Raw genomic sequence first — 24,489 nt, 5'->3', positions numbered from 1 at the left:
ATTATATTGTCAAAAAGAGAGGTTGATTAGATAATAACGCGCTGAAAAGATGAGACTTATCTTTTTCAAGTAATGGAATTAATTATCCTGTTTTTAAATAAAAGGATAGATTTTAAAAAGGAAAAAACAATGAGCGTAGCTTCAAAGAAAAAATTAGCCACCACTGAACAAAGAGATTATTCTGCAAGACAACGTGAAAAAAATACTAAAGCAGAAAACCCGCAAGCAAATATTAAGGACAATACCTTTTTTAATGTCATTTTTTCAGATAGCCTCTCTTTAGAGCAAAAAGTAGAAGAAGTCACCCGCATATTAGCTTTCACTGACAACAAAGAAAATGATCGTGCCAAAATTCAAGAATTTGATGCGTTTAAGGAATACTTACAATCTATCTCAGAAGAGATGTCAAAACAGCGTATCGAAATGACCGATACAGAAGTGTTTGCTGAATTACAACGTGTTTATTCTGATTTTAATGATGATCTTAATGATTTTATTGAAAAAATAAAACCGCTTACCGAAATCACTGATGCACTTTATAACTTGCGCCAAAATGGTGAAACGCGTAATGCATTAGCAAAAATTAAAGCTGATCAACAATGGGATGCAGAAAAAGAGGCGCAACAAGCGCAATTAAACAACGAAATTCATGACAATCAAATACAAATCAAAAAACTTGAAGCTGACAATATTGAGCTTGAAAAAGAGAGATCGTTCTTCGGGCTAGGTCAAACCAAACCGGCAGCAAAAGCGAAAATCACCGCTAATGAACAAACAATAGCATTTTTAAAACAAGCTATCGAAAACAAGCGTAAGCAAATTGGCGAGATCGTAGCTGAAGTCAAACAGAATCATCAGCAGCGCACGCAATCAATTGATGTTGAAAAGCTTAAAGAATTACTGAATTTAACTTCCGATCAACACACCTTACGCCAAGCCGATATGGTTCAATCAGCACTAAAATTTGTCAATCAAGGCAAAGAGCGTTTTGGTGCTATCCGCAATCATCTGGAAAAAATGGTCAAGCAAATTGAGGGATTAAGTGATAATAATGGCAATATGATCCAAATCTACGCCATTATGAACGAAGCGACCAAACAAGTTGAAAAAGTTCACCGTGAACGCAGAGCAGAGCTTGAAAACAAAGACGTCGGCGACAATTTACTTGAGTCAATGAAACTTGATGAAGCAAGACGTAATTTAGATGAGCATATTGATACCGTATCAACAGCAACCGTTGATACCATGCAAACTTATGGTGAATTAACCACTGAAGCAATCAAAATACGTAATATGCAAGCGGCAACCAAAAAGCAAGTTGAAAGCGCAAGAGCAATGCACTCTCGCGGTATTGCATCGGTTGCATCACAACTAAGTGTCGTGGTCACAGCGGTTAACTCAGCGGCGATCAATGAAGCACAATCCATGGCAGGCAATACCCTCGCTGAAATGACACGTGTTACCAACGATATTGCGAAAAATGAAGCAATCCGCATCGCAACTGGCCGTGATGAAATCAATAATGATTTAGAAGCCATGTTACAAAACTTAGCAGAATTTGGTGATACCCAACGTGAAGCGACTGAAATCACCCGTTCAGCACTTGAAACAATGCGTGCTAATTTGGAAGAAATCGAAAAAATGTCTAAAGATGTTCAAGAAAACACCCGTGACTTTATTGCAGTAACCGGTGACGTTTTATCAGAAAAAACCGAAACCAAAAAAGAGAGCACGGGTACAACTTCGCCCTTTAAACTATAACAAAGGAATTATCAATGTATTTAGTTAGAGGACGCGAATATTTAGCGCAATATCCCAATTTTGCTTTAGTGGGAAGGGAGCATGATTTAGAAAGAATATCATCGATTCTTATACGAAAAACTTCAAACTCACTATTATTAACGGGTCCAGCAGGTGTAGGCGTTTCGGCGCTTACCCTTGGTTTACAAGCGGCAAAAAATAATCCGGACACACCATTTGACTTAATTGTCAAAAAACTGTTTTGGTTAAATAGTGATGCACTTTTTGCCAGTGGTGATAGCGCAAAAATTAATAACGAGTTTCAACGAATTTTAAAAAAATTAATGCAAACACCGGAATCGGTTTTAATCATAACCGACACGGCTAATTTTCTTGAAGCAGCACACAACACCGGCAACTCACACTTTATCAACGCTTTAAATAATGCGGATAAATCAGATAATTTCCAAGTTATTTTAGAAGTGCGTGATGATAAATTAAGCAGTGTTTTAAAAGCCAGCACCAATATGTCTGAGCTTTACACCCTTTATGATGTCAAAGAGCCGGCTGGAGATGATTTAAATGCAATTGTTAGTGTTGTTGCACAAGAGTTATCAGAGCACCATAAAATCGCAGTGGATGAAAAAGCCGTCATCGAGGCGATCCATTTAACAAGTAAATATCGTGACAGTTTAGGTTTAGGTGGCGCACAACCACAACGAGCAATTTCATTACTCGATCGTGCTTTTGCCAGCTACCGCCAATTAACCCATAAACAGCACCCTAAAATTACGGAATTAATGGAAAAAATCAGCCGTAGTTCTAATGAATCAGAAAAGCAAGAGCTGCAAAAGCAACTTGACCAGTGGCAACAAGATTGGCAAGAACTTAAATCAGAGATTAGCAAAACTTACCAATATCAACGTGATGCTGAAACAATGCGCTTTAAGTTGCAAGATGAGATCACTCAGTTAGAACAAGAAGAAGAGAATAACAAAAATTCAGAATCTTCTGCTATAAAAACCTTTGCCCAGTTAACTTCTGGTGGATTTGATTCACCCGCAGTGACCAAATTAAAAGAAAAAATTCGACAAATCGATGCCGAAATTGAACAAAATAACCAACAACATAAAAAACTGGTCACATTAGCTAACAAAGATTTACAGCTTAAGCGCCAGCAAGTGATCAGTGAATTTAGTAAAATTTCGGGTATTTCGGCCAATAAACTCGATGAAAATGAAATCGAAAACTTAATTCATCTTGAAGATCACCTATTATCACGCATCTTTGGGCAAGATAATATTGTTAAGCATGTCGCCAATTCGGTAAAAGTTGCGAAAGTGGATGCGCTTGAAGAGTCGGGTCCAGCCATGTCTTACTTATTCCTAGGTCCGTCCGGTGTAGGTAAAACCGAAATGGCCAAAGCGCTTGCGCTCTATGTATACGGAGACGAAAAATCGTTAATACGTTTTGACATGTCTGAATATATGGAAAAACATGCTGTGGCCAAATTGATCGGTGCACCACCAGGTTATGAAGGCTTTGAAGCAGGTGGAATTTTAACCAATTCAGTTAGAGCAAAACCTGTTGGTATTTATCTTTTCGATGAAATCGAAAAAGCACATCCGGATGTATTTAATATCTTTTTACAGATCTTATCGGACGGAAGATTAACCGACAACGTTGGTCGAACCGTTGATTTTTCCGATATCATGATCATCATGACATCTAACATCGGACAATCTTACTATTTAGATCCGGAACTGTCCGATGAAGTAGCTTGTCAATTGGCAACAAATGAACTCAATAATACTTACCGTTCAGAATTGCTTAACCGCTTTAACGGCCGAGAAAATATTCTTCACTTTAAACGCTTGCCGATGCAAATTATCGAAAAAATTATTCGCCGTGAAATCGATAAATTGAATCAAGCTTATCAGCCACGAGGCTATAGCATTGAAATGCAAGATACTTGTATCAGCGCATTTTGTCATGAACACTATGACATTATTCGTGGTGCACGAGGTTTACCGGGTTATATTAAAGCCAATATAAGACCATTTATTGTGAATCATATTTTACAAAACCCTCATGATCAGGGCGTATTTAAAGCGATTTATAATCAACAGACGCATAGTTTTGATATCGAATTTAGTAAAAAATAATACGGTATTTTACTTTGAGCAAATAGGTTGATTTATTGCTAAATCATACTTAAGCAAAGGGGGCTATATGCCCCCTTTTTTATTTCCTTATCCATCTGGTATCCTTTAAATAAAAGATTAATCATCAATTTGACTTTTAAACAAAGCAATAAAATCTTGACAAGAAGTTTCAGAAAATACCCACGTTTTAGTATAAAACACGAATCTTTGCTTTTTTTGAGGTACTTAACAATAGGATCACGGCAAAATCCAATCATCCCGACAAAACGAGCAATGTATGATTTAGTTTGTAGTTAAAGCGATAAATGTTTTGACAAGAAGTTTCAGAAAATACCCACGTTTTAGTATAAAACACGAATCTTTGCTTTTTTGAAATACTTAACAACATGATCACTGCAAAATCCAATCATCCTGACAAAACTAGCAATGTATGATTTGGTTTGTCGTTTAATCGATTAACGTTTGACAAGAAGTTTCAGAAAATACCTATGTTTTAGTATAAAAATAGTAACGGCAGATAATAATCTGCCGTCAATAAAAAACCGTCACTTCAACGGTAGACGGTTTTTCTCATTAGGATAGATGCTGATAAAGCGTTATCACACCAATTAAGATAAGGACTATTCCGCCGATTAGCTCAGCTTTTTTTCCAATAAAACAACCGATTTTTCGACCTAACAATAAACCAATTGTCACCATAATACAGGTCGCCAGACCAATCATTCCAGCGGCAAGATAGATATTAACACTGGCAAGCGCTAATCCAACCCCCACGGCAAAGGCATCAATACTGGTTGAGATAGCGGTAAAAATAAGCATTAAGAAAGATTTTTTTGACGATTGGGTGACTGACTCATCACAATTTTCATCATCTTCCTTAAAACTATTATAAATCATGCTAATACCTAAAAATAACATGACGGCAAAAACGACCCAATGATCCCACTTTTCAATATATTGCAGAGCAATATAGCCGATTAACCAACCCAATAAGGGGGTAATGGCTTCAATGACACCAAATAATAGTCCAACTTTTAATGCGCCAATAAAAGGCGTTGATTGGTAAGATGTGCCACGACATACCGCTACGGCAAATGCATCTGTAGACATGGCTAACGCCAATAACAAAATAGCCCAGAAACTCATGACATATACTCTGCTTCAAATGATATATTTTATATTTAATTTTTATTGTTTAATCAAAACTATTTTTTGGTTACTGAAAATAGGTAATTCGCCACTTTCGCATCCCCTTTTGTTCGGTAGAGTTCTGCGGTTTTTATTACGCTATCTCGACGGCTAGCATCGTATTTAAACAGTTGCTGAAACATTGAGTCAGCCGTTTTTTTATCGCCATTTTGAATCGCACAATATCCATATTGCTCATAAACATCCGCTTTCCAACTGTGCCGGTCGAAATCAAGCCCTTGCTGAAACTGTTGCTTGGCTTCTTGATAACGATTACGACCACATAAAAACGAGCCATAATGAACATGATATAAGCCATTACCCGGTTGCATTAAGGTAATGCGTTTATAAATCATCTCTGCTTCGTTATATTCACCAACATGCTGATCAAACATTGCCATAGCCAGCATAACCTGCGGATTATTCGGCGAGTATTGTGCGGCTAATTTCAGATTATAATGTGCGGCTTTGACGTTATCTTCTGATTCATCGGCTTTGGCCAAATACCCCAAGCCTAAACGCATTCGGGCTAGCGCCGCTTTTTCAGGATCAAACTCTTCATCATTTGTATTTTGACAACCCGCTAATAGCATGACCATTAAGCAACTTAATATCGGCACTAGTTTTTTCATGTTCAATTCCTTATATTCTGCTTTGTTATGCCGTTTGTTGAGCAAGATTTTGCTTTTTATAAAGCGTTCTTTTCGTGCGATCAACAACTTCACCGGCTAACTGACCACACGCCGCATCAATATCATCACCCCGTGTTTTACGGACAATAACGGTAAAACCATAGCCCATTAACGTTTTCATAAAACGGTCGATGCGGGTATTGGAACAACGGGAATAAGGCGCACCGGGGAACGGATTCCATGGGATTAAATTAATTTTACTCGGCACATTTTTTAGGAACTTAGCCAGTTCATGCGCATGCTCAACACTGTCATTAATTTGGTTAAGTAATACATACTCTATGGTGACCTTGCCATGGTTGGCATTGGAAGTCGCCAGATAGCGTAAGATAGAATCTCGCAGCATCGCCATATTATATTTTTGGTTGATTGGCATAATTTCGCTACGGATAGCATCATTAGGCGCATGCAGGGAAATGGCTAATGCCACATCAATCATACCAGCTAATTTATCTAAAGCCGGAACAACGCCGGACGTAGAAAGCGTGACTCGACGTTTTGATAAACCATAGCCAAAATCATCAAGCATGATTTCCATTGCTGGTGCCACATTCGATAAATTCAGTAACGGTTCGCCCATACCCATCATCACCACATTGGTAATCGGACGATCGGCCAATTTACCGGTTACTCCAATAGCATTTGACGCTCGCCAAACTTGGCCAATAATTTCAGAAACGGTTAAATTACGGTTAAAACCTTGCTGAGCGGTTGAGCAGAATTTACACTCTAACGCACAACCCACTTGTGATGAAACGCACAGTGTCGCTCTATCACGCTCAGGGATATACACGGATTCAATCATTTGGTTATTACCAACATCAAGCGCCCATTTAATGGTGCCGTCAGATGATCGTTGCTCCATTGCAATAGTTGGCGCTTTAATTTCTGCCAGCGTTTTTAACTGTTCACGTAATTTTTTATTGATATCGGTCATTTGATCAAAATCATCAATACCAAAATGATAGATCCATTTCATCACTTGGTCAGCTCTAAACGGTTTTTCTCCTAACGAGATAAAAAACTCACGCAATTGCTGCCGGGTAAAATTGAGCAAATTGATTTTTTCAGGCGTTGGATTGAGATCAAGGGTTTTGGTTGTGTCTGAACAATTTACAGACGTATTAGATGTTGCAGTTGTTAACATAAGGCCTCGTTTTTACACATTATGGCTATTTCAAATTTCAGGGAAAGGATTATACTGTTTTTCACCTATTGTGGCTAATAGAATATAATGGATAATATAAAATGATTAAGAAGGCGAGAGTTATAAAAATAATTTTTACTTCACTTTCAACATTAACCCCACTTTTATACACAACTTTCACTATGGCACAAACAATACCACTAAACAAACTTATCGGTCAGTTCGATGAAAAACAAGACAGTAATTTTGTTGCTTTAGATTCAACAATCTTACCGGTTAATAAAAAAGGCATGTATCTACAAAAGGAGCCGACAGAGCAACTGATTAAAGCTTATAACGATTTTAAGGCAGCACATCCCGATATTCCTTTTATTGTGGTTAGCGCAACACGCAATTACACCTATCAAAATGGCATTTGGCAACGTAAATGGGATGCGCTGGCAAAAAAGATAAATGATCCACAAAAAATTGCCCAAGAGATTTTGAAATTCTCTTCCATGCCCGGCACATCAAGACACCATTGGGGTACCGATATTGATATCACCAGTGTTTCATCAGACTATTTTAAAAATGATAAAAAAGGCATCATTTTATATAAATGGTTACAAGATAATTTAGCTAAATATGGATTTTGTCAGGCATTTAATGAAGGGCGTAAAGGTGGCTATCAACCCGAAGAGTGGCACTGGTCTTATAAACCGATTGCCAGCCAATATATTGCACAATATAAAGCGACATTAGAAACCAATCCGCAATCTATAATGCAATCGCTCAATTTTATCGGCCATGACAAAATTGAATTACAACGACTCATTAAAGAGTATGTGCTAACAGTTAATCAAGACTGCTATTAGTGTTTACGCCAGTAAGGTAATTTAATTGTCACCACTAACCCACCACCATCACGATTATTTGCTTGAATAGTACCGTTATGCATAATAACGGTCTTTCTGGCAATGGCAAGCCCCAGCCCATAACCTTTACCTAACTGAGCAGATTGAATACGAACAAACGGTTCAAAGATACTCGATAGTTTACTGGATTCAACGCCGGGTCCCCGATCTTTCACTTCAATTTGTAAGCACTTACCTGACTCTTTTAACGTCACTTCAACCGCTTGCCCGGGTTTGGAAAAACGAATCGCATTACGGATGATATTTTCAACTGCCCGACGGATCTGTTCTGAATTACCTTTCACAATTGAATGAGAAATAGGCGATAAATTAAAATAGACATTAATCAATTGATGATTGGCTTCGTAATTCGCATCGCTTATTACAACGCCAAGTAACTCTTTAAGATCAAAATATTCATCGGTACGATTATTCATCTCAGCACGAGAGTAGTTTAGGATTTCACCAATAAGCTGATCTAATCGTTCTGATTCTAACTCAATACGGGCTAATGCGGTGTCAATATTTTGTTTATTTTGCTGGGCTAGTCCAATGGCTAATTGCAAGCGAGCTAATGGCGTTCTAAGTTCATGTGACACATCATGCAATAGGGCTTGACGATCTGAAATTAAGATGTTGAGCTGCTCAACCATCATATCAAAATCTTTACCCAGTTCGCTTAATTCGTCACGTCGAGCTTTTAGTTTCTCAAATAATCGTACAGATAGATCGCCTTGAGAGACTCGAAAAAAGCCTTCCCTTAGTAGCTTCATCGGTCTGGTTAAGTTCCACGCTAAAAACAGACTAAATAGCAGCCCAACACAAATACCCATTAATACAATAGGTAGAGGCATGTTAAACAGTGCTTTTTTAACGTGATCATCCTTATCTTTATCTTCTTTAAATGACACCGTATAGAGCGTGCCGTCTGGCGCGATAGTGGTGCGTTGATAAACATAAGTTGGCGGTTCTAATTCATCAGTCAGAATATTGACTTGATCATTTTGCGGAGAAACTAACTTTATCGACAACAACGCCCGTTCACGCTCCGGTAAATGGGCGATAAAATTAAGTGTTTCATCTTCGCCAGCAACATGCAATAATTGCGCTATCATGTCGACTTTTGTCGGCATATGATTTAAAAATCGTTGATTTTTACTTTCTATATAGTAAGAAAAAGCAATCCAAGTAAATTGGAAAGTAAGATAAAAAATGACCCCAAATATAATGAGTATTTTTGTGAATAATCGACGATTCATAGCAAGCCTAATTGCAAATTAACGAATACGATAACCAACAGCCCGAATCGTTTCAATTGTGACATCATTTTGGGCGACTTGATGTAATTTTTGACGAATGTTACTGATATGAACATCGACACTACGATCATAGAGCTCACGTGCTCGTCCAAGTCCAATTTCTGAAAGCTCTTCTTTAGTAACCACTCGCTCACTATGTTTGACCAATAAAACCAACAAATTAAACTCGGTTGAGGTCAAATCAATGACTTTACCATTCCAGGTACAAAGTCGTTGAGGTAAATCTAACGTTAAGCCATTAAAATGATATTTTTTGTCATCAACCAATTCGACTGAACGTTCATCAAAACGACGTAACACAGCACGCAATCTGGCTAATAATTCACGTGGATAACATGGTTTAGGGATGTAATCATCAGCGCCTAACTCCAGTCCCAAAACGCGATCAATATTATCACCTTTAGCCGTTAACATAATAACTGGCATATTACATTGTTGACGAATACTTTTAAGGACATCAATACCATTAACATCCGGTAACATAACATCTAAAATTGCTGCACGATATTTACCTGAAAGTGCTTCATCAATACCATCTTTACCCAAATAAACACTTTTGATATTAAAACCTTCATTGGTCAAATATTCACTAAGCATCTGTGATAATTCAATATCATCATCAATTAATAAAATATTTATCATATATCGCCATTATTATTTAATTTTAGGTATTTACATTATTGCAATAATAAAAAAAAAGTCAGTCGGTTTTACTAAAATATTACATAATTTGAACGATTGCCGACGATTTAATTTACCTTGAAATAATGCAAATAAGTTTAAGATTTAATGTACGTTTTAGTCTATTTATGACTAAATAACATCGATAAATTAGTCATTAAATATTAACCACTATTGATAATATATTGACATTATTCAATTCTTGATCAACATAGACTAAAATAGTACGTTCATTGTCTGTTAAATGTTCTTCACCATCTAACATTACTTATGACTATATGGAGATAAAAAATGAAACAACAAGTAATGTTGCAACAATTAATTAAACTGGTGAAACATGAAGTTTTGCCGGCACTTGGTTGTACTGAGCCGATTTCACTTGCTTTAGCCGCCGCTTGCGCAGCTCGGCATATTGATAAAAACAGTATTGAAAAAATCGACGCTTTTGTTTCCCCCAATTTAATGAAAAACGGTATGGGCGTAACCGTACCCGGTACCGGTATGATTGGATTACCCATTGCCGCTGCAATAGGTGCGATTGGTGGCGATGCTGATGCCGGACTTGAGGTATTAAAAAATATTACAGATAACCAAATCACTCAAGCCAAAAATATGTTAGCAGACAACAAAATCACGGTACAAATTGCCAAAAGCAATAAAGCTATCTACTCTGAAGCGAATATCTATACCCACTCTGACCATGTTAAAGTCTGCATTGAAGATCAGCATACTAATGTGACGTTAATTGAAAAAAATGGTGAAACAATTTTTCAAGCCGATAACACCCGCCGATGTGAGTCAAAAAACGATATCATTCTTAAAAATATGTCGGTGAGGCTCATTTATGAATTTGCCAGTCAGGCTAACTTTGACGATATCAAATTTATCTTAGATTCAGCAAAATTAAATGATGCTTTATCACAAGAAGGGTTATCAAAAGCCTATGGTTTAAGTATTGCCACAACTTTACATCAACAAACCAAAACCGGTTTACTGGCAGATGATCTACTTTCTAAAGTGATAATTCGCACAACCGCCGCCTCGGATGCACGAATGGGCGGAGCAACACTGCCGGCGATGAGTAACTCCGGTTCGGGTAATCAAGGCATCACCGCCACAATGCCAGTCGTTGTGGTTGCTGATTATTCAAATGCAACGCCTGAACAGCTAGCTCGAGCCTTGATGTTATCGCATACGATTGCGATCTATATTCATAGCAAGTTCCCACCTTTATCGGCACTTTGTGCAGCGTCAACCGCTGCCATGGGGTCGGCAGCAGGTATGGCTTGGTTACTGGGTAAAGGGCAATATGAACCGGTTGATATGACGATTTGTAATATGATTGGTGATCTATCGGGCATCATTTGTGACGGCGCATCCAATAGCTGTGCGATGAAAGTTTCAACTTCGGTATCATCGGGTTTTAAAGCCGTTTTAATGGCGTTAAATCAAACCCGAGTCACCGGTAAAGAAGGCATTGTCTGTGATAGTGTGGAAACATCTATCAATAATTTAGGTGCAATAGTTAGCAATAGCATGAAAGTTATCGACAGCCAAATTATTGATATTATGTCGCATAAAGCTTAAATAATTTGGTTATTGCTAAAAGATTAAACTTTTAGCGCTTTTAATATAATCAATCAGCACATTTTTTAAAAAATATGCTGGACAATGTTATTTTTTATGCGTAATATTTCGTCCTGCTTCTTATGGTGGCTATAGCTCAGTTGGTAGAGCCCTGGATTGTGATTCCAGTTGTCGTGGGTTCGAGTCCCATTAGCCACCCCATTTATACGAAGCAAAAACATCTAACGGCGAGTAGCGCAGCTTGGTAGCGCAACTGGTTTGGGACCAGTGGGTCGGAGGTTCGAATCCTCTCTCGCCGACCAATTTTATATAAAAAAGCCTGCTCAACGAGTAGGCTTTTTTATTATCCGCTTTAGCTCTGTTATTCTCCGCAATAGCTTATAAACTGTCGCTTTATCGTATTTATTTAACGCACTATCTGCTGCTATTTTACCCCACTGCCAACCCTAATTAATATTCATTTAATTGATTTTATTATATTTCTCATAAAATTTGTGATCTCCCTTACACTTTTGGTACTTAAAATTGACAACATGTATTTTTTTATCTATTTTTTGAACTATATTATGTGATTTAAGATATATCTGGGAATTAAAAAAGCCCAGTAATTGGAGTGTGATCTTTGGAATATCGTGATATTGCGTCTAAAACCGATGTAGAAGAACAAATAAGAGCAAATCCTAAAATTATTAAGGAAAAATCGACTGAGCGAGGGCTTGCGGAATTTTTTAAGGTAAGCCGAACAACCGTCAGGAAAGCCTTGCATGATTTAGCGATGGAAAGTTATATTTTTCAAGCCGATAACCACATTCCGAATCACAACGTTTTTGAAATCAATATGCTAAAAATGTCTTCGTTTAGTGAAGAGATCCAAAAAGAAGAAAATGTTCAAATTGAAATAAAAGTATTGTCCAACCAAATTATAAAAATGCCCGCACAATTGCGTAGCTTTTTTGGATCCAACCAGCAATTAATTCGAATTATCCGACAACGTTTATTGGGCAACACTCCGCTTTCTTATGAAATCAATTATCTCCCTTCAGAAAAATTTACCGATTTAGAAAAACAGGACTTAAATAACGTTTCGCTCTATGAATACCTTAAAGAGCATTATCATTTTACCCCAAGCCATGGTCGGGAAGAGATCACTTACGAAGCAGCGACCGAAGATAAAGCACAGTATTTAGCTATTGCCGAAGGAACACCTATCTATAAAGTATCAAGTTACAGTTACGATAATAATTTCCAGCCATTTGAACATACCGATCAATATTTGATTGGCAACCGATTTCGCTATCACTTATCGGCCAAAAATATCTTCAATTATGAGGAAAAACATAAATGAAGCTATTTGAAAAAATTGCCGCTCAATTACTTGAGCAGATAAATACCGGACGATATGGCGTTGGTGCTGAGTTACCACCCGAAGGACAATTGCAAAAAGATTACAATGTAAGCCGAACAACTGTCCGTAAAGCAATAGATCGATTAGTCGATCAAAATATGGTGGTGAGGAAAAAAGGAGTGGGGCTGTTTGTTGCGCCAACGCTTTCGACCCAAAATATTTTAGAGATGACAGGCATCATTAAACCTTACATCTACCCCAATCATAAAAAAGTCATCAAAGAAGCTTACTTAAGGCAAGCAGGCGCATATTACAGCCAATTACTAAAAATAAAACCGGCTGAACTGGTCTATTACATTAGCTTCCTTGAAGTGGCAAAAAACAGTATCGTAAAAGCGATCTTTGTGCTGCCATTAAATAACTTTCCCGATTTTCAAATTTCAATTATCAAAGTGTTATCTGCGCTCGAAATCATCAATTCAGGCAAGAAAAAAGTCGATAAATTAGAACAAGATTTGCAACTGATTGTAGCCAACTCAGAGCTCGCCAAACAACTTCGAATCCAGATTAACGACCCATTATTTAAAATTTCTAATCACTATTTTGATACTAATAGCGAACCGATTGCCCTTGAGTATAAGTTTGCTAGTAATACCAAATATGTGGTCGATTTCACTTAGGAGGTACACCAATGATTAAATTGTTACGTGTTGATCATCGCTTATTGCATGGTCAAGTTGTTGTTTCATGGTTCGAAAGTATGGATGCAAACACGATATTAGTTGCTAATGACGTTGTCGCCACTGACGAACTACGTAAATCTGCGATTCGTTTGGCTAAGCCAGAGCATGCAAAATTAGTGATGAAATCTATCGATGACAGTATTGAGGCCATTAACTCAGGCGTTACGGATAAATATCAGATGCTAATTGTCGTTGAATCAGTAGCAGATGCTGAAAAATTAATCCGTGGCACGCAAGGCAAAATAACCAGCCTTAATTTAGGCGGTACTAAGCCACGTGAAGGCACAAAAAACTACTCTAAAACCATTAATTTAACCGATCTTGAAGCAGATTTACTGACCAAATTACAACAAGACGGTATTGATATCTACATTCAGCAAATTCCAAGCGAATCAAAGCAGAAATTTGAGAAATAGTTGAGAGGTACAAAATGAGTATCGAATTAACCGCAGTACTGTTAGCTTTGATTGCGATGTTAGCAAATGGTGAATACTTTTTAGGTTCATCAATGTTATCCAGACCGTTAGTGACTTGTACCTTAGCCGGTTTAGTCATGGGTGATATCACACAAGGCATTATTATTGGGGCAACGTTAGAATTAGCGTTTGTCGGATCGTTTTCAATCGGCGCATCCATTCCACCGGAAATAATTTCCGGCAGTGTTTTAGGTACCGCTTTTGCCATTGGTGCCGGTAAAAGTACCGAAATCGCCTTAGCACTGGGCATTCCAATTGCATCACTGGTTTTATTAGTCAAAAATTTATGTTTTCTTTTTATTCTTCCTTACTTTGTTCACAAAGCCGATAAATACGCCAGCGAAGGCAACGGCAAAGGAATGGATCGAATGAACATACTCGGTGGTTTCTTTTCAATCAATCTGCCAATTGGTTTAGTGGTTGGATTCTCCTACTTATTCGGTAGTTCAGCGGTCAATGGCTTATTAGAAATGATTCCTCGCTTTATTATCGATGGTTTAGGTATTGCAACCGGCTTATTACCGGCGTTCGGTTTTGCCATGTTAATGAAAATTATGATTAAAAAAACCAATGCTACCTTTTTTGTTCTAGGCTTTGCTTTAGCCGTGTATATGAAAGTGCCTGTTACTGGCGTGGCCATTTTTGGTGCCTGCCTAGCACTTATCTTGACCGGTTACTCCTCATTTAATGGAAAAAAAGGCGTAACAGAACAAGACAGTCAGAAGCTAACAACTAACACTGGCAACGTTTTAGGTGCACAGGAGATCGATTATGAAAACGAAGAATTCTAAATTAATAACCAATAAAGAATTAACCCGAACCTTTTGGCGCTCTTTCACCGCTGAATGGTCATGGAATTATGAACGGCAAATGAACTTAGGCTATGCCTATGCCATGCGCCCGGCTTTAGATAAAATTTATAGTGATAATCAAGTGGACCTTACCGATGCCTATCAACGCCACTTAGAATTTTATAATGTTACCCCTTGGCTAATTACCTTCCCTCTAGGCATCTGTATTGCCATGGAAGAACAAAATGCCACCGATAGTGAGTTTGATAAAAGTTCGATTAATGATGTCAAAATTGCGTTAATGGGGCCGTTAAGTGGTTTAGGTGACTCTTTCTTCTGGGGAACATTACGTGTTATTGCCACCGGCATTGGCACCTCTTTAGCGCTGGAAGGTAATATTTTAGGTCCATTGCTATTCTTGCTTATCTTTAATGTGCCGGCGATTTTAGCACGATATTTTGGCTTATTAATTGGCTACAACATTGGCGCTTCCTTTATTGAAAAAGTGCAAAAAACGGGCTTAATGGATAAATTGTCCTATGGCGCTTCAGTACTCGGGCTCTGTGTGGTCGGGGCTATGGTTGCCACCATGGTGACACTCAATATGCCATTGAAAATAGGTACCGGTGATGATTCGGCATCCTTACAAGATATTTTTGACGGCATTGTGCCACAGATCCTACCGTTACTCTTTACGCTATTTATGTTTGTATTGGTGAAAAAAGGTGTTAAAGCACATTGGATCCTTCTACTTATCGCCGCTATAGGCATTTTCGGTGCCTGGACTGGGTTATTAGGAAATTGAGGGATAAAACAATGAAAAGTATTGCTGATTATGTCGCATTAGAGCCGAAATATTATCAAGCTGTTTTAGATAATTATCAGACGTTATTTGCCGATCATATCGATTTAAGTCAAATAAAACAGCTTAATGCCATTGTCATTTTTGCCACCGGCTCCAGTGCTAATGCTGCTTATGGTGCAAGACCGATAATGAGCGAACTGTTGAAGATTCCTGTCTATATTGAAGATCCTTCAATGGCGGCTAATTACCTGCACTATAACGATCCAAATACACTCTATTTTGCCATTTCACAAGGTGGAGAGAGCTACTCAACCATTCATTTAGTTGAACAATTTATTCACCATAACAAGACGATATATAGCCTGACCAGCAATCCGCAAAGTCCTTTGTATCAAGTTAGCAATCACGTTTTATCTATGGGGATGCCGATTGAGGAAATGCCTTATGTCAGTGCCGGTTATAGTATCACCATTTTAGATTTGATCTTAATTAGCCTCATTATTGGGCAAAAAACCGAAACCATTAATCAAACCAAATTTGATGACTATATGAATCAGATTAAAACGATTACCCAATTATTACCACTAGTTATTGAGCGTTCACAGGCGTGGGTTAATCGCCTTGAAGATCAATATAATCAAGCTCAACGGGTAATATTGATCGGTTACGGTGCTACCTACGGGGTTGCAAGGGAAGGAGAAACTAAATTTACCGAAACCGTGCGCAACACAGCGTTGGGTAAAGAGCTCGAAGAGTATATGCATGGCCCTTATCTGGGTTTGCATAGCGATGATCATATCATTTTTATTGAACCGCAAGGGAAACTGGCGCAAAGAGCTGATTCCTTAAAAGTATTCTTAAATCAGTATGTGAAAAATGTTGTAACAATTTATGCACATCAACAAGACAACCTAACAGAAAATGACTTATGTCTAGGTGTCAGTTGTGATGAGCGATTAACTTCGCTGTTTATGACAATTCCTATTCACTTACTTAGCTATCAAGTATCACAGTTAAAAGGTCACAATCTGGAAAAATCAACATATCCGGAATTTGATGAAATTACTAAATCTAAAATTAAGAGGGTTAGAGCATGAGAAAATACGATGAAAAAAAAGAACTCGAGAGCATGAATGGTGCATTGGCACTTCGTCCACAAATCAATGAATTTATCGATAAAATTCATTCTCGTGGTTACAGCAATGTGTGCTGGTTAGGTATTGGCGGAACTTACGCTTCATCGATGCAAGCAGTTGTTCATATGAAAGAAAAATCAGCCATTGAAACCTTTATTCAACATGCTGCGGAATATCTGGTAACCGGCAATAAGCGTATAACCAAAGACACCTTAATTATCATCTCATCTGTTACAGGCTCTACCCAAGAAGTCGTTGCGGCTATTGATAAAATTCAACAAGAGGTCGGTGCAACGGTCTTAGCCTTTTTAGATAAAGCCGATTCACCATTAGGTAAAATGGCGCACCATGTGATTTCTTACCCAATGAATGAACAATTAAAATTCTTTATGGCCGCTGATCGCTTAATGTATTTGGCCGGCGAATACCCTGACTATGATGAATTTTATCAACAAATGGATCAACATTTTGCTAAAAATATCGTCGAAGTGGCGAAAAAAGCTGATGCATTCGGGCAAGAAGTCGCATTGAAACATCATAACGATGCGATGCACTATTTTGTCGGCGCTGGCAACCAATGGGGAGCGACGTATTCCCATGCGATGTGCTACTGGGAAGAGCAGCACTGGCTACGTTCAAAATCGATCGAGTCTGCTGAATTTTTCCATGGCACATTAGAAGTGATCGACCGTGATACGGCTGTAACCGTTTATGTTGGTGAAGATAGTCAACGTCCATTAAGTGAAAGAGTGGCAAAATTCTTACCGCAAATTTGTGGAAACTACACCATTATTGATACCAAAGACTATCCATTACCGGGTATATCAGAAAAATATCGTGGCCATTTATCACCGTTTGTGTTTAGAACGATAAATAACCGAATTGATGCTTATGTTGAACACTTAAATCGACATCCAATGACTATTCGTCGCTATTATCGTTGTCTGGATTATTAAGGAGTGCAACAATGGTTGCAGTATTAATTAGTACTCATGGACCAACGGCGCAAAGCTTGATCGTAAGTGCCGAGATGATTTGTGGTAAACAAACCTTATGTGAAGCAGTGCCCTTTTTAATGGGGCAATCGTTAGATGATTTTCAACAGCAGATTGAAAATCATTTAGCAAGCTTTGCCCAACAAGGCGAGGCCATATTGTGTTTGGTGGATTTAAAAGGCGGAACGCCTTTTAATACCACAGCGCAGCTTATGGCAAGTTATCCCAATCTCGAAATTATCACGGGTGTGAATATCCCTATGTTATTAGCGACTTTTATGCTCAGAGAACAATTGCAGCTAGATGATTTATTACCGGAAGTAATCAAAGCATCAATGGAAGGTATTGAGCAAATTAATATCGCATCAATGACAACCAATTCCGATCAAGATGAGGATTTTTAGCACATAGCTATCGCTCAAGATAAGTCGTCTATATAAGTAAGGCAAACTGGTTTTAAAACACTCAAAACCGCTGCCTTGCTTATCAAGCACTTAATAAACTCATTGATTTAGCTGTTTAATATAACGCCATGTTATTTTGTTATACCCTGTAGAAATAATTCTTATCTTACTTTGTTTTATCAAGATATTTTGTTTTAATAGTAAAAAATATATCTCAATATAACATCTACTTTTTGGAAATAAATTATGAAAAATGTTGGTTTTGTCGGTTGGCGTGGAATGGTGGGATCTGTTCTGATGCAACGTATGGTTGAAGAGCATGATTTTGATTATATCAATCCGGTTTTCTTTTCTACATCTCAAGCAGGTCAAGCTGCACCTACATTTGGAGGTAAAACCGGGACATTACAAAGTGCCGATAATATTGATGCGCTAAAAGCATTAGATATTATTGTTACCTGTCAAGGTGGTGATTACACCTCAGAGATTTACGCCAAACTTCGTGCAACCGGTTGGCAAGGCTATTGGATTGATGCCGCTTCAACACTTCGAATGGAAGATGATGCCATCATTGTGCTTGATCCGGTAAATAAAGCTAACATTCATACAGCATTGGATCAGGGCTTCAAAACTTTTGTTGGTGGTAACTGTACTGTCAGCTTAATGCTTATGTCGCTCGGTGGCTTATTTGCTGAAAATTTAGTTGATTGGATTTCTGTTTCAACTTATCAAGCCGCTTCCGGCGGTGGTGCTCGCCATATGCGTGAACTGTTAACACAAATGGGCATGTTACATGCTGAAGTTGCGAAAGAGTTACAAGATCCTAATTCATCAATTTTAGAGATTGAACGTAAAGTGACGCAAAAAATGCGTGACGGCAGCTTACCGACCGATAACTTTGGTGTGCCGTTAGCCGGCAGTTTAATCCCATGGATTGATAAAGCGTTAGACAATGGTCAAAGTAAAGAAGAGTGGAAAGGTCAAGCTGAAACCAACAAGATTTTAGGCACCAGCCAAATTATTCCGGTTGACGGCTTGTGCGTTCGTATCGGCGCATTACGCTGCCATAGCCAAGCCTTTACAATCAAGCTGAAGAAAGATATCAGCGTGCCTGAAATTGAACAATTACTCGCTGGGCATAATGATTGGGTGAAAGTGGTACCAAATGATCGCCAGTTATCGATGCAAGAACTCACTCCGGCTGCTGTTACCGGAACATTAACAACGCCGGTTGGTCGTTTACGTAAATTGAATATGGGCAAAGATTTCTTATCTGCCTTTACCGTTGGCGATCAGCTATTATGGGGCGCCGCTGAGCCGTTAAGAAGAATGTTACGCATTTTAGCCTAATTGACAAAGCCCGAATCATCGGGCTTTTTAGTCACCAAAATCTATTTAATTATAGTCATCAAACAACGTCATTAATAACGAACCATTAAACAGCGCTTGTTGAATTAAGGCAAATGCACCAATAGCCGATCGGTCATTGAGCGATGAGCAGTTAATGGTAAGATTCTTTCTTAAATCCTCTAAACTTAGCGCATTTAAAGCACTATTGACGGCACTTAAAAGGATTTGCGGTGATTTGGTTAGCTCACCGGCTAACACTATGCGTTGTGGATTAAAAATATTCACCATAATTGCCACAGCTCGACCAAGATTTTCGCCGGCATCTTTGACTAATTTTATTGCCAGCTCATCGCCTTGATTAGCACACTGACAAATGTTAGCAATATGACACGCATCAAGAGTGAGTTTGGTTGGATAACCTTGTTCTATCATCTGTATGGCACGGCGTTCGATCGCATCGTTTACAACTCGATTTTCCAGACAACCGAAATTACCACAATGACAACGCTCACCCAATGCATCAACTTGAATATGACCAACTTCACAAGCGCTCTGATTATGGTTGGTTAAAAGTTGTTGATTAACAATAACGCCCGAACCCACACCGCGATGAACACGAATCAATATTGAGTCTTCAACATCTTGAGTTGAACCAAAGTAGCTTTCTGCCAGTGCTAAGCTTTGAATATCGTTGCCTAAATAAATGGTCACATTAAACTCTTTTCGCAACACTTCAGCTAGCGGCCATGCTTTAACTTGAATATGAGGGGTATAACGAACGATGCCTCGCTGTGAGTCAATCAAGCCAGGTAATACAACTGATATAGCAACCAGTCGTTTAATTTTTTTACTGTGGTTTTCAATAAACTGTTTAAGTAAGCTAATTAAATATTGTTGTACTTCTTGCTCTGTGAAAATTGTCAGCGGATGCACTTCTGACATCAACGAGCGGCCACCTAAGTCATAAAGTTCAATGGTGATATGCGAACGGCTTAACTGCACACCGATTGTTTGATAGTAACTAAATTTTGCCTGTATCGAAACAGCCGGGCGTCCACCAGTTGATTGTTGCGCATCAACTTCTTTGATCAGTTTATTTTTAAGAAGTTGACGAGTAATTTTGGTAATACTTGCGGGTGCCAGCTGACTGACTTCGGCTAATTGAATGCGTGATAGTGGTGCTTGCTGAACAATCAAACGATAAATAATTGCATAATTTAACTGTTTGATTAGCTCAGCATTACCCACTAAGTTCAGATAATTAAATGTCATATATTATCTCAATATTTTCTTAATTATCTGATATTCTAACGGCTCATCTCTCCATTAACAACCGTTTTAAGTACAGTAAAATCCGGATTAAAAATAACTAAGTTGGCAATTTTGCTTTCAGTTATGGTACCGAGTTGTTTATCAACACCTATTGCTTTAGCAGGATAAAGGGTTGCCATTCTTAATGCTTCATCCAATGCGATACCGACATACTGCACCGCATTTTTTACCGCTTCAATCATGGTTAAGGCCGAGCCACCTAGCGTACCATTTTCATCAATACAGCGACCGTCTTTATAATAAATCGTTTTACCGGCAAATACGCCCGATTCTAAGTTTGAACCGGCAAGCAACATCGCATCGGTAATTAATATTAAGTGATCTTGTTTGATTTTATGGCTATTACGAATGTTTGCCCAACTCACATGTTGACCATCAGCGATAATCCCAACATACACTTCAGGTTCATCATAAATTGCACCAACAACGCCCGGTTCACGCCCGGTAATATAAGGCATAGCATTAAATAAATGGGTGCCTAAACGAATACCGTCATTAAAACCACGACGACAGTCATCATAATGTCCATTTGAGTGCCCAACCGATACATGAATACCAGCTTTAACAAGTTGCTTGATAAAATGACTTTCAACCCGTTCCGGCGCTAAAGTAATGACTTTAATAACATCGGCATTTTCACAAAGAAAATCTATCATTTGCTGTGAAGGTTTACGAATAATATTTTGGTCATGAATCCCTTTCTTTTCAGGATTGATATAAGGGCCTTCAAGGTGTAATCCTAACGCTTGATTCGGATGCGTGGCTAAATATTCCCGCATAACTTTAACCGCTTTAATCATAAACTCATCAGTTGAAGTGATCAGTGTCGGTAAATAGCTTGTGCAACCATAAACAAGGTTGGTCGCTTGCATCGCTTCTAATGTTTCAACGCTTAAGGCATCAAGCGTTTCATTAAATTGGACTCCCCCACAACCATTTACTTGGATATCAATAAAACCGGGTGCAACAATTGCGCCTTGTAGATTTTCAACAGTAATATCGGTAGGTAGTTCATTTTGTTTACAGACTTTGGCAATCTTATCGCCGTCGATAACAACGGCGTGATTTTCAAGAATCTCATAACCAGTATAAATACGACAATTGGTTAATGCGTACATTGAGTTATCCTTTATAAAACGGTCACTTTAAGATTATCAGCTTCCATTTGTTTAAAATATTTTAGTGTCTTGACTTTAAGATCATCAGTGCTTGGCTCATCACAAACAATGATTGATGCAGGATGCATTTGTAGTGCGGTGACTGTCCACAAGTGGTTAATTGATCCTTCAACACCCGCTTGTAAAGCTAAGCTTTTATTATGTCCACAAACTAATAAAATGACCTCTTGCGCATCCATTAACGTTGCAACACCAATTGTTAGCGCATGTTTAGGCACTTGATCTTTGTCATTATCAAAGAAACGCGAATTCGCAATGCGAGTATCATCTGTTAAGGTTTTGATACGGGTACGGGAGCAAAGTGAAGAGCCGGGTTCATTAAATGCAATATGCCCATCTTGACCAACACCACCAACAAAGATATTAATTTTACCATAGGCTTTAATTTTTTCTTCATATTGACGACATTCGGCATCGATATCTGGTGCATTTCCGTTTAATATATGAATGTTGTTTTTATCAATATCAATATGGTCAAAGAAATTTTCATGCATAAAAGTATGATAACTTTGTGGATGATCTTCTGGCAAGCCCACATATTCATCCATATTAAAAGTCACAACGTGTTTGAAACTCACTTTACCTGCTTGATACTGTTTAATTAATTGTTGATACATGACCAAAGGAGAGCTTCCGGTTGGCAAACCTAACAAAAACGGACGATCTGCTGTCGGGTTGAATTGGTTAATTTTATTAACAATACGCTGAGCAACCCAAGCGCCTACTTCTTGGGCATTTTCTAAAGGAATGAGTCTCATGGGGGAATACCTCTTTTGATATAATTAAATAACTTCTTTTTTTTTAATGTAAAATATGTTGTCTGTATTCTACTATATTAATGTATTTAAGCAAAAAAAATCGTGACAAAAATCACAAAAAATGAATAATTAATTTGCGAAGTAAAATAATATAGAGTCAAATAGTAAATGATTTACTACAATTACTGAAAAAAGTGAAATTTCATTATTTTTCAAGTAACTCCCAAATAAATATATGAGGTAAAAATATGGGAATTTTAGCTTATTTGCAACGTATCGGGCGCTCATTAATGGTGCCTGTCGCAGTATTACCTGCCGCCGCAATACTATTAGGCATTGGATATTGGATTGATCCAAATGGCTGGGGACAAAATAGTATTATTGCTGCCTTTTTAATAAAATCTGGTGGTGCAATTATTGAAAACATGCCAATCCTATTTGCAATAGGTGTTGCTTATGGTATGTCTAAAGATAAAGATGGTGCAGCTGCATTATCTGGATTAGTCGGTTTTTTAGTTGTCACAACATTACTTTCACCAAGTTCTATTGCATTATTTAATGGTATTGATACTAGTATTGATGGTTGGGAATCACAAATCCCCCCTGCATTTAAAAAAATTAATAATCAGTTTGTTGGTATTTTAGTTGGTATTATTGCAGCTGAATTATATAACCGATTCAGTTCTGTTGAATTACATAAAGCGTTAGCTTTTTTTAGTGGTAAACGATTAGTTCCCATTATTGTTTCTATCGTTATGCTATTAGTTTCTGCTGTTTTATATTTTATATGGCCATCTATTTATGATGCATTAGTTGCTTTTGGTAAATACATTAAAGATTTAGGCTCTATTGGGGCGGGTATTTATGGCTTCTTTAACCGTTTGTTAATTCCGGTCGGCTTACACCACGCACTTAACTCGGTATTTTGGTTTGATGTGGCTGGCATCAATGATATACCAACTTTCCTTGGTGGACAAAAATCAATTGATGCTGGATTAGCAACCATTGGTATCACCGGTCGCTATCAAGCAGGATTTTTCCCAATTATGATGTTTGGTTTACCGGGCGCAGCATTAGCCATGTATCATACAGCTAAAAAAGGCAATAAAGATAAAACCGCATCGATCATGTTAGCCGCTTCATTTGCAGCATTTTTCACTGGGGTTACTGAACCTTTAGAATTTGCTTTTATGTTTGTAGCACCTGTACTTTATGTGATCCATGCTATTTTAACTGGAATTTCACTATTTATCGCTGCAACCATGCAATGGATAGCTGGCTTTGGCTTTAGTGCAGGTTTAATCGATATGCTGTTATCCAGCCGCAATCCTTTAGCTATACATTGGTATATGCTTATTCTTCAAGGCATCGTATTTTTCTTTGTATATTATATTGTGTTCCGTTTTGTTATTGTTAAATTCAATCTTAAAACTCCGGGGCGTGAAGACGATGTGAGCGATACTTCAGCTGAAGAGAATGTACCAGCTGTAGGCGACACTTCTAAGCTTGCTGAACAATATTTAGCTATCGTTGGTGGTAAAGAAAATCTAACTAATATTGATGCTTGTATCACACGTTTACGTTTGAATGTTCATGACTCAGATTTAGTCGACGAACAAGCGGCAAAAGCGCTTGGTGCAATGGCGGTGATTAAGCTAGGTAAAACCGGCGTACAAATCGTTGTTGGTCAGCAAGCAGAGAAAATTGCCGATCAGATGAAACAACTAGTTTAATTTATTATAACTATAACATTTGATTGATTTT

At 38.0% G+C, this 24,489-nt stretch carries 22 protein-coding genes and 2 tRNA genes; 16 read left to right on the top strand and 8 right to left on the bottom strand.

Features of this window, described 5'->3' with window-relative positions:
- The first annotated feature begins 129 nt into the window (after positions 1-129).
- Entirely contained in the window at positions 130-1,761 is a 1,632-nt protein-coding gene (locus tag J3U74_RS07670) for a hypothetical protein (RefSeq protein WP_267329012.1), read from the top strand.
- Between the two features lie 14 nt (positions 1,762-1,775).
- Complete coding sequence (locus tag J3U74_RS07665; RefSeq protein ID WP_267329011.1) at positions 1,776-3,905, top strand: AAA family ATPase; 2,130 nt, start codon at positions 1,776-1,778, stop codon at positions 3,903-3,905.
- Between the two features lie 573 nt (positions 3,906-4,478).
- Here the strand turns inward: J3U74_RS07665 and J3U74_RS07660 are convergent.
- Genes J3U74_RS07660 through J3U74_RS07650 form a run of 3 tightly spaced genes read right to left on the bottom strand, consistent with a single transcriptional unit; the run spans position 4,479 to position 6,932 of the window.
- Entirely contained in the window at positions 4,479-5,051 is a 573-nt protein-coding gene (locus J3U74_RS07660; RefSeq protein WP_267329010.1) for a manganese efflux pump MntP family protein, read from the bottom strand.
- A 59-nt stretch (positions 5,052-5,110) separates the two neighbouring features.
- The gene (locus J3U74_RS07655) at positions 5,111-5,725 is read right to left on the bottom strand and encodes a hypothetical protein (RefSeq protein WP_267329009.1); all 615 of its coding nucleotides are present in this window, start codon (positions 5,723-5,725) and stop codon (positions 5,111-5,113) included.
- Positions 5,726-5,750: 25 nt separating this feature from the next.
- On the bottom strand, positions 5,751-6,932 hold the full coding sequence (locus J3U74_RS07650; protein ID WP_220218403.1) for a bifunctional tRNA (adenosine(37)-C2)-methyltransferase TrmG/ribosomal RNA large subunit methyltransferase RlmN: 1,182 nt from the start codon (positions 6,930-6,932) through the stop codon (positions 5,751-5,753).
- Positions 6,933-7,033: 101 nt separating this feature from the next.
- Between J3U74_RS07650 and J3U74_RS07645 the strand changes: the two genes are divergently transcribed.
- A complete protein-coding gene (locus J3U74_RS07645; RefSeq protein ID WP_267329008.1) occupies positions 7,034-7,786 on the top strand; it encodes a M15 family metallopeptidase in 753 nt (250 codons plus the stop codon).
- On the opposite strand, the gene J3U74_RS07640 is transcribed toward J3U74_RS07645, so the two are convergent.
- Both J3U74_RS07640 and J3U74_RS07635 read right to left on the bottom strand, forming a co-directional pair.
- Positions 7,783-9,084: an ATP-binding protein gene (locus J3U74_RS07640; RefSeq protein ID WP_220218405.1), complete on the bottom strand. Its 1,302-nt coding sequence runs from the start codon at positions 9,082-9,084 to the stop codon at positions 7,783-7,785. The genes J3U74_RS07645 and J3U74_RS07640 overlap by 4 nt on opposite strands.
- An 18-nt stretch (positions 9,085-9,102) precedes the next feature.
- Entirely contained in the window at positions 9,103-9,783 is a 681-nt protein-coding gene (locus J3U74_RS07635; RefSeq protein ID WP_366915688.1) for a response regulator transcription factor, read from the bottom strand.
- Between the two features lie 333 nt (positions 9,784-10,116).
- Here J3U74_RS07635 and J3U74_RS07630 point away from each other — a divergent pair, with 333 nt between their 5' ends.
- From J3U74_RS07630 to asd, 12 genes are all read left to right on the top strand, one after another.
- Positions 10,117-11,412 (top strand): serine dehydratase subunit alpha family protein, encoded by a 1,296-nt coding sequence (locus tag J3U74_RS07630; protein ID WP_267329007.1) that lies wholly within the window; start codon positions 10,117-10,119, stop codon positions 11,410-11,412.
- Between the two features lie 125 nt (positions 11,413-11,537).
- Positions 11,538-11,613: transfer RNA gene (locus J3U74_RS07625), tRNA-His, on the top strand.
- A gap of 24 nt (positions 11,614-11,637) precedes the next feature.
- Positions 11,638-11,714: transfer RNA gene (locus J3U74_RS07620), tRNA-Pro, on the top strand.
- Positions 11,715-12,034: 320 nt separating this feature from the next.
- Positions 12,035-12,757 carry a GntR family transcriptional regulator gene (locus J3U74_RS07615; RefSeq protein WP_267329462.1) on the top strand — a complete coding sequence of 241 codons (723 nt, stop codon included), beginning with the start codon at positions 12,035-12,037 and terminating at the stop codon, positions 12,755-12,757.
- The gene (locus tag J3U74_RS07610; RefSeq protein ID WP_220218409.1) at positions 12,754-13,437 is read left to right on the top strand and encodes a GntR family transcriptional regulator; all 684 of its coding nucleotides are present in this window, start codon (positions 12,754-12,756) and stop codon (positions 13,435-13,437) included. Before J3U74_RS07615 ends, J3U74_RS07610 begins: the two co-directional genes overlap by 4 nt.
- A gap of 11 nt (positions 13,438-13,448) precedes the next feature.
- Positions 13,449-13,916, top strand: a complete 468-nt coding sequence (locus tag J3U74_RS07605) for a PTS sugar transporter subunit IIB (RefSeq protein WP_220218410.1) — start codon at positions 13,449-13,451, stop codon at positions 13,914-13,916.
- A 14-nt stretch (positions 13,917-13,930) separates the two neighbouring features.
- Positions 13,931-14,767 carry a PTS mannose/fructose/sorbose/N-acetylgalactosamine transporter subunit IIC gene (locus J3U74_RS07600; protein WP_220218411.1) on the top strand — a complete coding sequence of 279 codons (837 nt, stop codon included), beginning with the start codon at positions 13,931-13,933 and terminating at the stop codon, positions 14,765-14,767.
- Positions 14,748-15,572, top strand: a complete 825-nt coding sequence (locus J3U74_RS07595; RefSeq protein WP_220218412.1) for a PTS system mannose/fructose/sorbose family transporter subunit IID — start codon at positions 14,748-14,750, stop codon at positions 15,570-15,572. The genes J3U74_RS07600 and J3U74_RS07595 overlap by 20 nt, the downstream gene beginning before the upstream one ends.
- Before the next feature lie 11 nt (positions 15,573-15,583).
- Positions 15,584-16,669 (top strand): SIS domain-containing protein, encoded by a 1,086-nt coding sequence (locus J3U74_RS07590; protein ID WP_267329461.1) that lies wholly within the window; start codon positions 15,584-15,586, stop codon positions 16,667-16,669.
- A complete protein-coding gene (locus J3U74_RS07585; RefSeq protein ID WP_220218414.1) occupies positions 16,666-17,664 on the top strand; it encodes an SIS domain-containing protein in 999 nt (332 codons plus the stop codon). Before J3U74_RS07590 ends, J3U74_RS07585 begins: the two co-directional genes overlap by 4 nt.
- Before the next feature lie 11 nt (positions 17,665-17,675).
- Positions 17,676-18,107 carry a PTS sugar transporter subunit IIA gene (locus tag J3U74_RS07580; protein ID WP_267329460.1) on the top strand — a complete coding sequence of 144 codons (432 nt, stop codon included), beginning with the start codon at positions 17,676-17,678 and terminating at the stop codon, positions 18,105-18,107.
- 246 nt (positions 18,108-18,353) lie between these two features.
- A complete protein-coding gene (gene asd / locus J3U74_RS07575) occupies positions 18,354-19,457 on the top strand; it encodes an aspartate-semialdehyde dehydrogenase (protein ID WP_220218416.1) in 1,104 nt (367 codons plus the stop codon).
- A 45-nt stretch (positions 19,458-19,502) separates the two neighbouring features.
- Here the strand turns inward: asd and J3U74_RS07570 are convergent, their stop codons facing one another.
- The 3 genes from J3U74_RS07570 to nagB are packed head-to-tail and all read right to left on the bottom strand — an operon-like array spanning position 19,503 to position 22,725.
- Positions 19,503-20,729, bottom strand: coding sequence for an ROK family protein (locus tag J3U74_RS07570; protein ID WP_220218417.1), 1,227 nt, complete (start codon positions 20,727-20,729; stop codon positions 19,503-19,505).
- A gap of 35 nt (positions 20,730-20,764) precedes the next feature.
- The gene (nagA, locus tag J3U74_RS07565) at positions 20,765-21,907 is read right to left on the bottom strand and encodes an N-acetylglucosamine-6-phosphate deacetylase (protein WP_220218418.1); all 1,143 of its coding nucleotides are present in this window, start codon (positions 21,905-21,907) and stop codon (positions 20,765-20,767) included.
- Positions 21,908-21,918: 11 nt separating this feature from the next.
- Positions 21,919-22,725: a glucosamine-6-phosphate deaminase gene (nagB, locus tag J3U74_RS07560; RefSeq protein WP_220218419.1), complete on the bottom strand. Its 807-nt coding sequence runs from the start codon at positions 22,723-22,725 to the stop codon at positions 21,919-21,921.
- 248 nt (positions 22,726-22,973) lie between these two features.
- Here nagB and nagE point away from each other — a divergent pair, with 248 nt between their 5' ends.
- Positions 22,974-24,458: an N-acetylglucosamine-specific PTS transporter subunit IIBC gene (nagE, locus tag J3U74_RS07555; RefSeq protein ID WP_267329459.1), complete on the top strand. Its 1,485-nt coding sequence runs from the start codon at positions 22,974-22,976 to the stop codon at positions 24,456-24,458.
- The last annotated feature ends 31 nt before the right edge of the window (positions 24,459-24,489 follow it).

Origin of the sequence: Gilliamella sp. B3892, from assembly GCF_026536305.1 — a bacterium.
Classification (GTDB): domain Bacteria; phylum Pseudomonadota; class Gammaproteobacteria; order Enterobacterales; family Orbaceae; genus Gilliamella.
This window is presented reverse-complemented; position numbering and strand designations above follow the sequence as displayed.

What these genes read in the sequence shown, in the direction of transcription:
- J3U74_RS07570 (WP_220218417.1), bottom strand. Translation starts at nt 20,729, where the DNA reads ATGACATTTAATTATCTGAACTTAGTGGGTAATGCTGAGCTAATCAAA.
- J3U74_RS07605 (WP_220218410.1), top strand. Translation starts at nt 13,449, where the DNA reads ATGATTAAATTGTTACGTGTTGATCATCGCTTATTGCATGGTCAAGTT.
- J3U74_RS07610 (WP_220218409.1), top strand. Translation starts at nt 12,754, where the DNA reads ATGAAGCTATTTGAAAAAATTGCCGCTCAATTACTTGAGCAGATAAAT.
- J3U74_RS07670 (WP_267329012.1), top strand. Translation starts at nt 130, where the DNA reads ATGAGCGTAGCTTCAAAGAAAAAATTAGCCACCACTGAACAAAGAGAT.
- J3U74_RS07655 (WP_267329009.1), bottom strand. Translation starts at nt 5,725, where the DNA reads ATGAAAAAACTAGTGCCGATATTAAGTTGCTTAATGGTCATGCTATTA.
- J3U74_RS07645 (WP_267329008.1), top strand. Translation starts at nt 7,034, where the DNA reads ATGATTAAGAAGGCGAGAGTTATAAAAATAATTTTTACTTCACTTTCA.
- J3U74_RS07660 (WP_267329010.1), bottom strand. Translation starts at nt 5,051, where the DNA reads ATGAGTTTCTGGGCTATTTTGTTATTGGCGTTAGCCATGTCTACAGAT.
- J3U74_RS07600 (WP_220218411.1), top strand. Translation starts at nt 13,931, where the DNA reads ATGAGTATCGAATTAACCGCAGTACTGTTAGCTTTGATTGCGATGTTA.
- nagA (WP_220218418.1), bottom strand. Translation starts at nt 21,907, where the DNA reads ATGTACGCATTAACCAATTGTCGTATTTATACTGGTTATGAGATTCTT.
- nagE (WP_267329459.1), top strand. Translation starts at nt 22,974, where the DNA reads ATGGGAATTTTAGCTTATTTGCAACGTATCGGGCGCTCATTAATGGTG.
- J3U74_RS07595 (WP_220218412.1), top strand. Translation starts at nt 14,748, where the DNA reads ATGAAAACGAAGAATTCTAAATTAATAACCAATAAAGAATTAACCCGA.
- J3U74_RS07590 (WP_267329461.1), top strand. Translation starts at nt 15,584, where the DNA reads ATGAAAAGTATTGCTGATTATGTCGCATTAGAGCCGAAATATTATCAA.
- J3U74_RS07650 (WP_220218403.1), bottom strand. Translation starts at nt 6,932, where the DNA reads ATGTTAACAACTGCAACATCTAATACGTCTGTAAATTGTTCAGACACA.
- asd (WP_220218416.1), top strand. Translation starts at nt 18,354, where the DNA reads ATGAAAAATGTTGGTTTTGTCGGTTGGCGTGGAATGGTGGGATCTGTT.
- J3U74_RS07580 (WP_267329460.1), top strand. Translation starts at nt 17,676, where the DNA reads ATGGTTGCAGTATTAATTAGTACTCATGGACCAACGGCGCAAAGCTTG.
- J3U74_RS07630 (WP_267329007.1), top strand. Translation starts at nt 10,117, where the DNA reads ATGAAACAACAAGTAATGTTGCAACAATTAATTAAACTGGTGAAACAT.
- J3U74_RS07640 (WP_220218405.1), bottom strand. Translation starts at nt 9,084, where the DNA reads ATGAATCGTCGATTATTCACAAAAATACTCATTATATTTGGGGTCATT.
- J3U74_RS07585 (WP_220218414.1), top strand. Translation starts at nt 16,666, where the DNA reads ATGAGAAAATACGATGAAAAAAAAGAACTCGAGAGCATGAATGGTGCA.
- nagB (WP_220218419.1), bottom strand. Translation starts at nt 22,725, where the DNA reads ATGAGACTCATTCCTTTAGAAAATGCCCAAGAAGTAGGCGCTTGGGTT.
- J3U74_RS07665 (WP_267329011.1), top strand. Translation starts at nt 1,776, where the DNA reads ATGTATTTAGTTAGAGGACGCGAATATTTAGCGCAATATCCCAATTTT.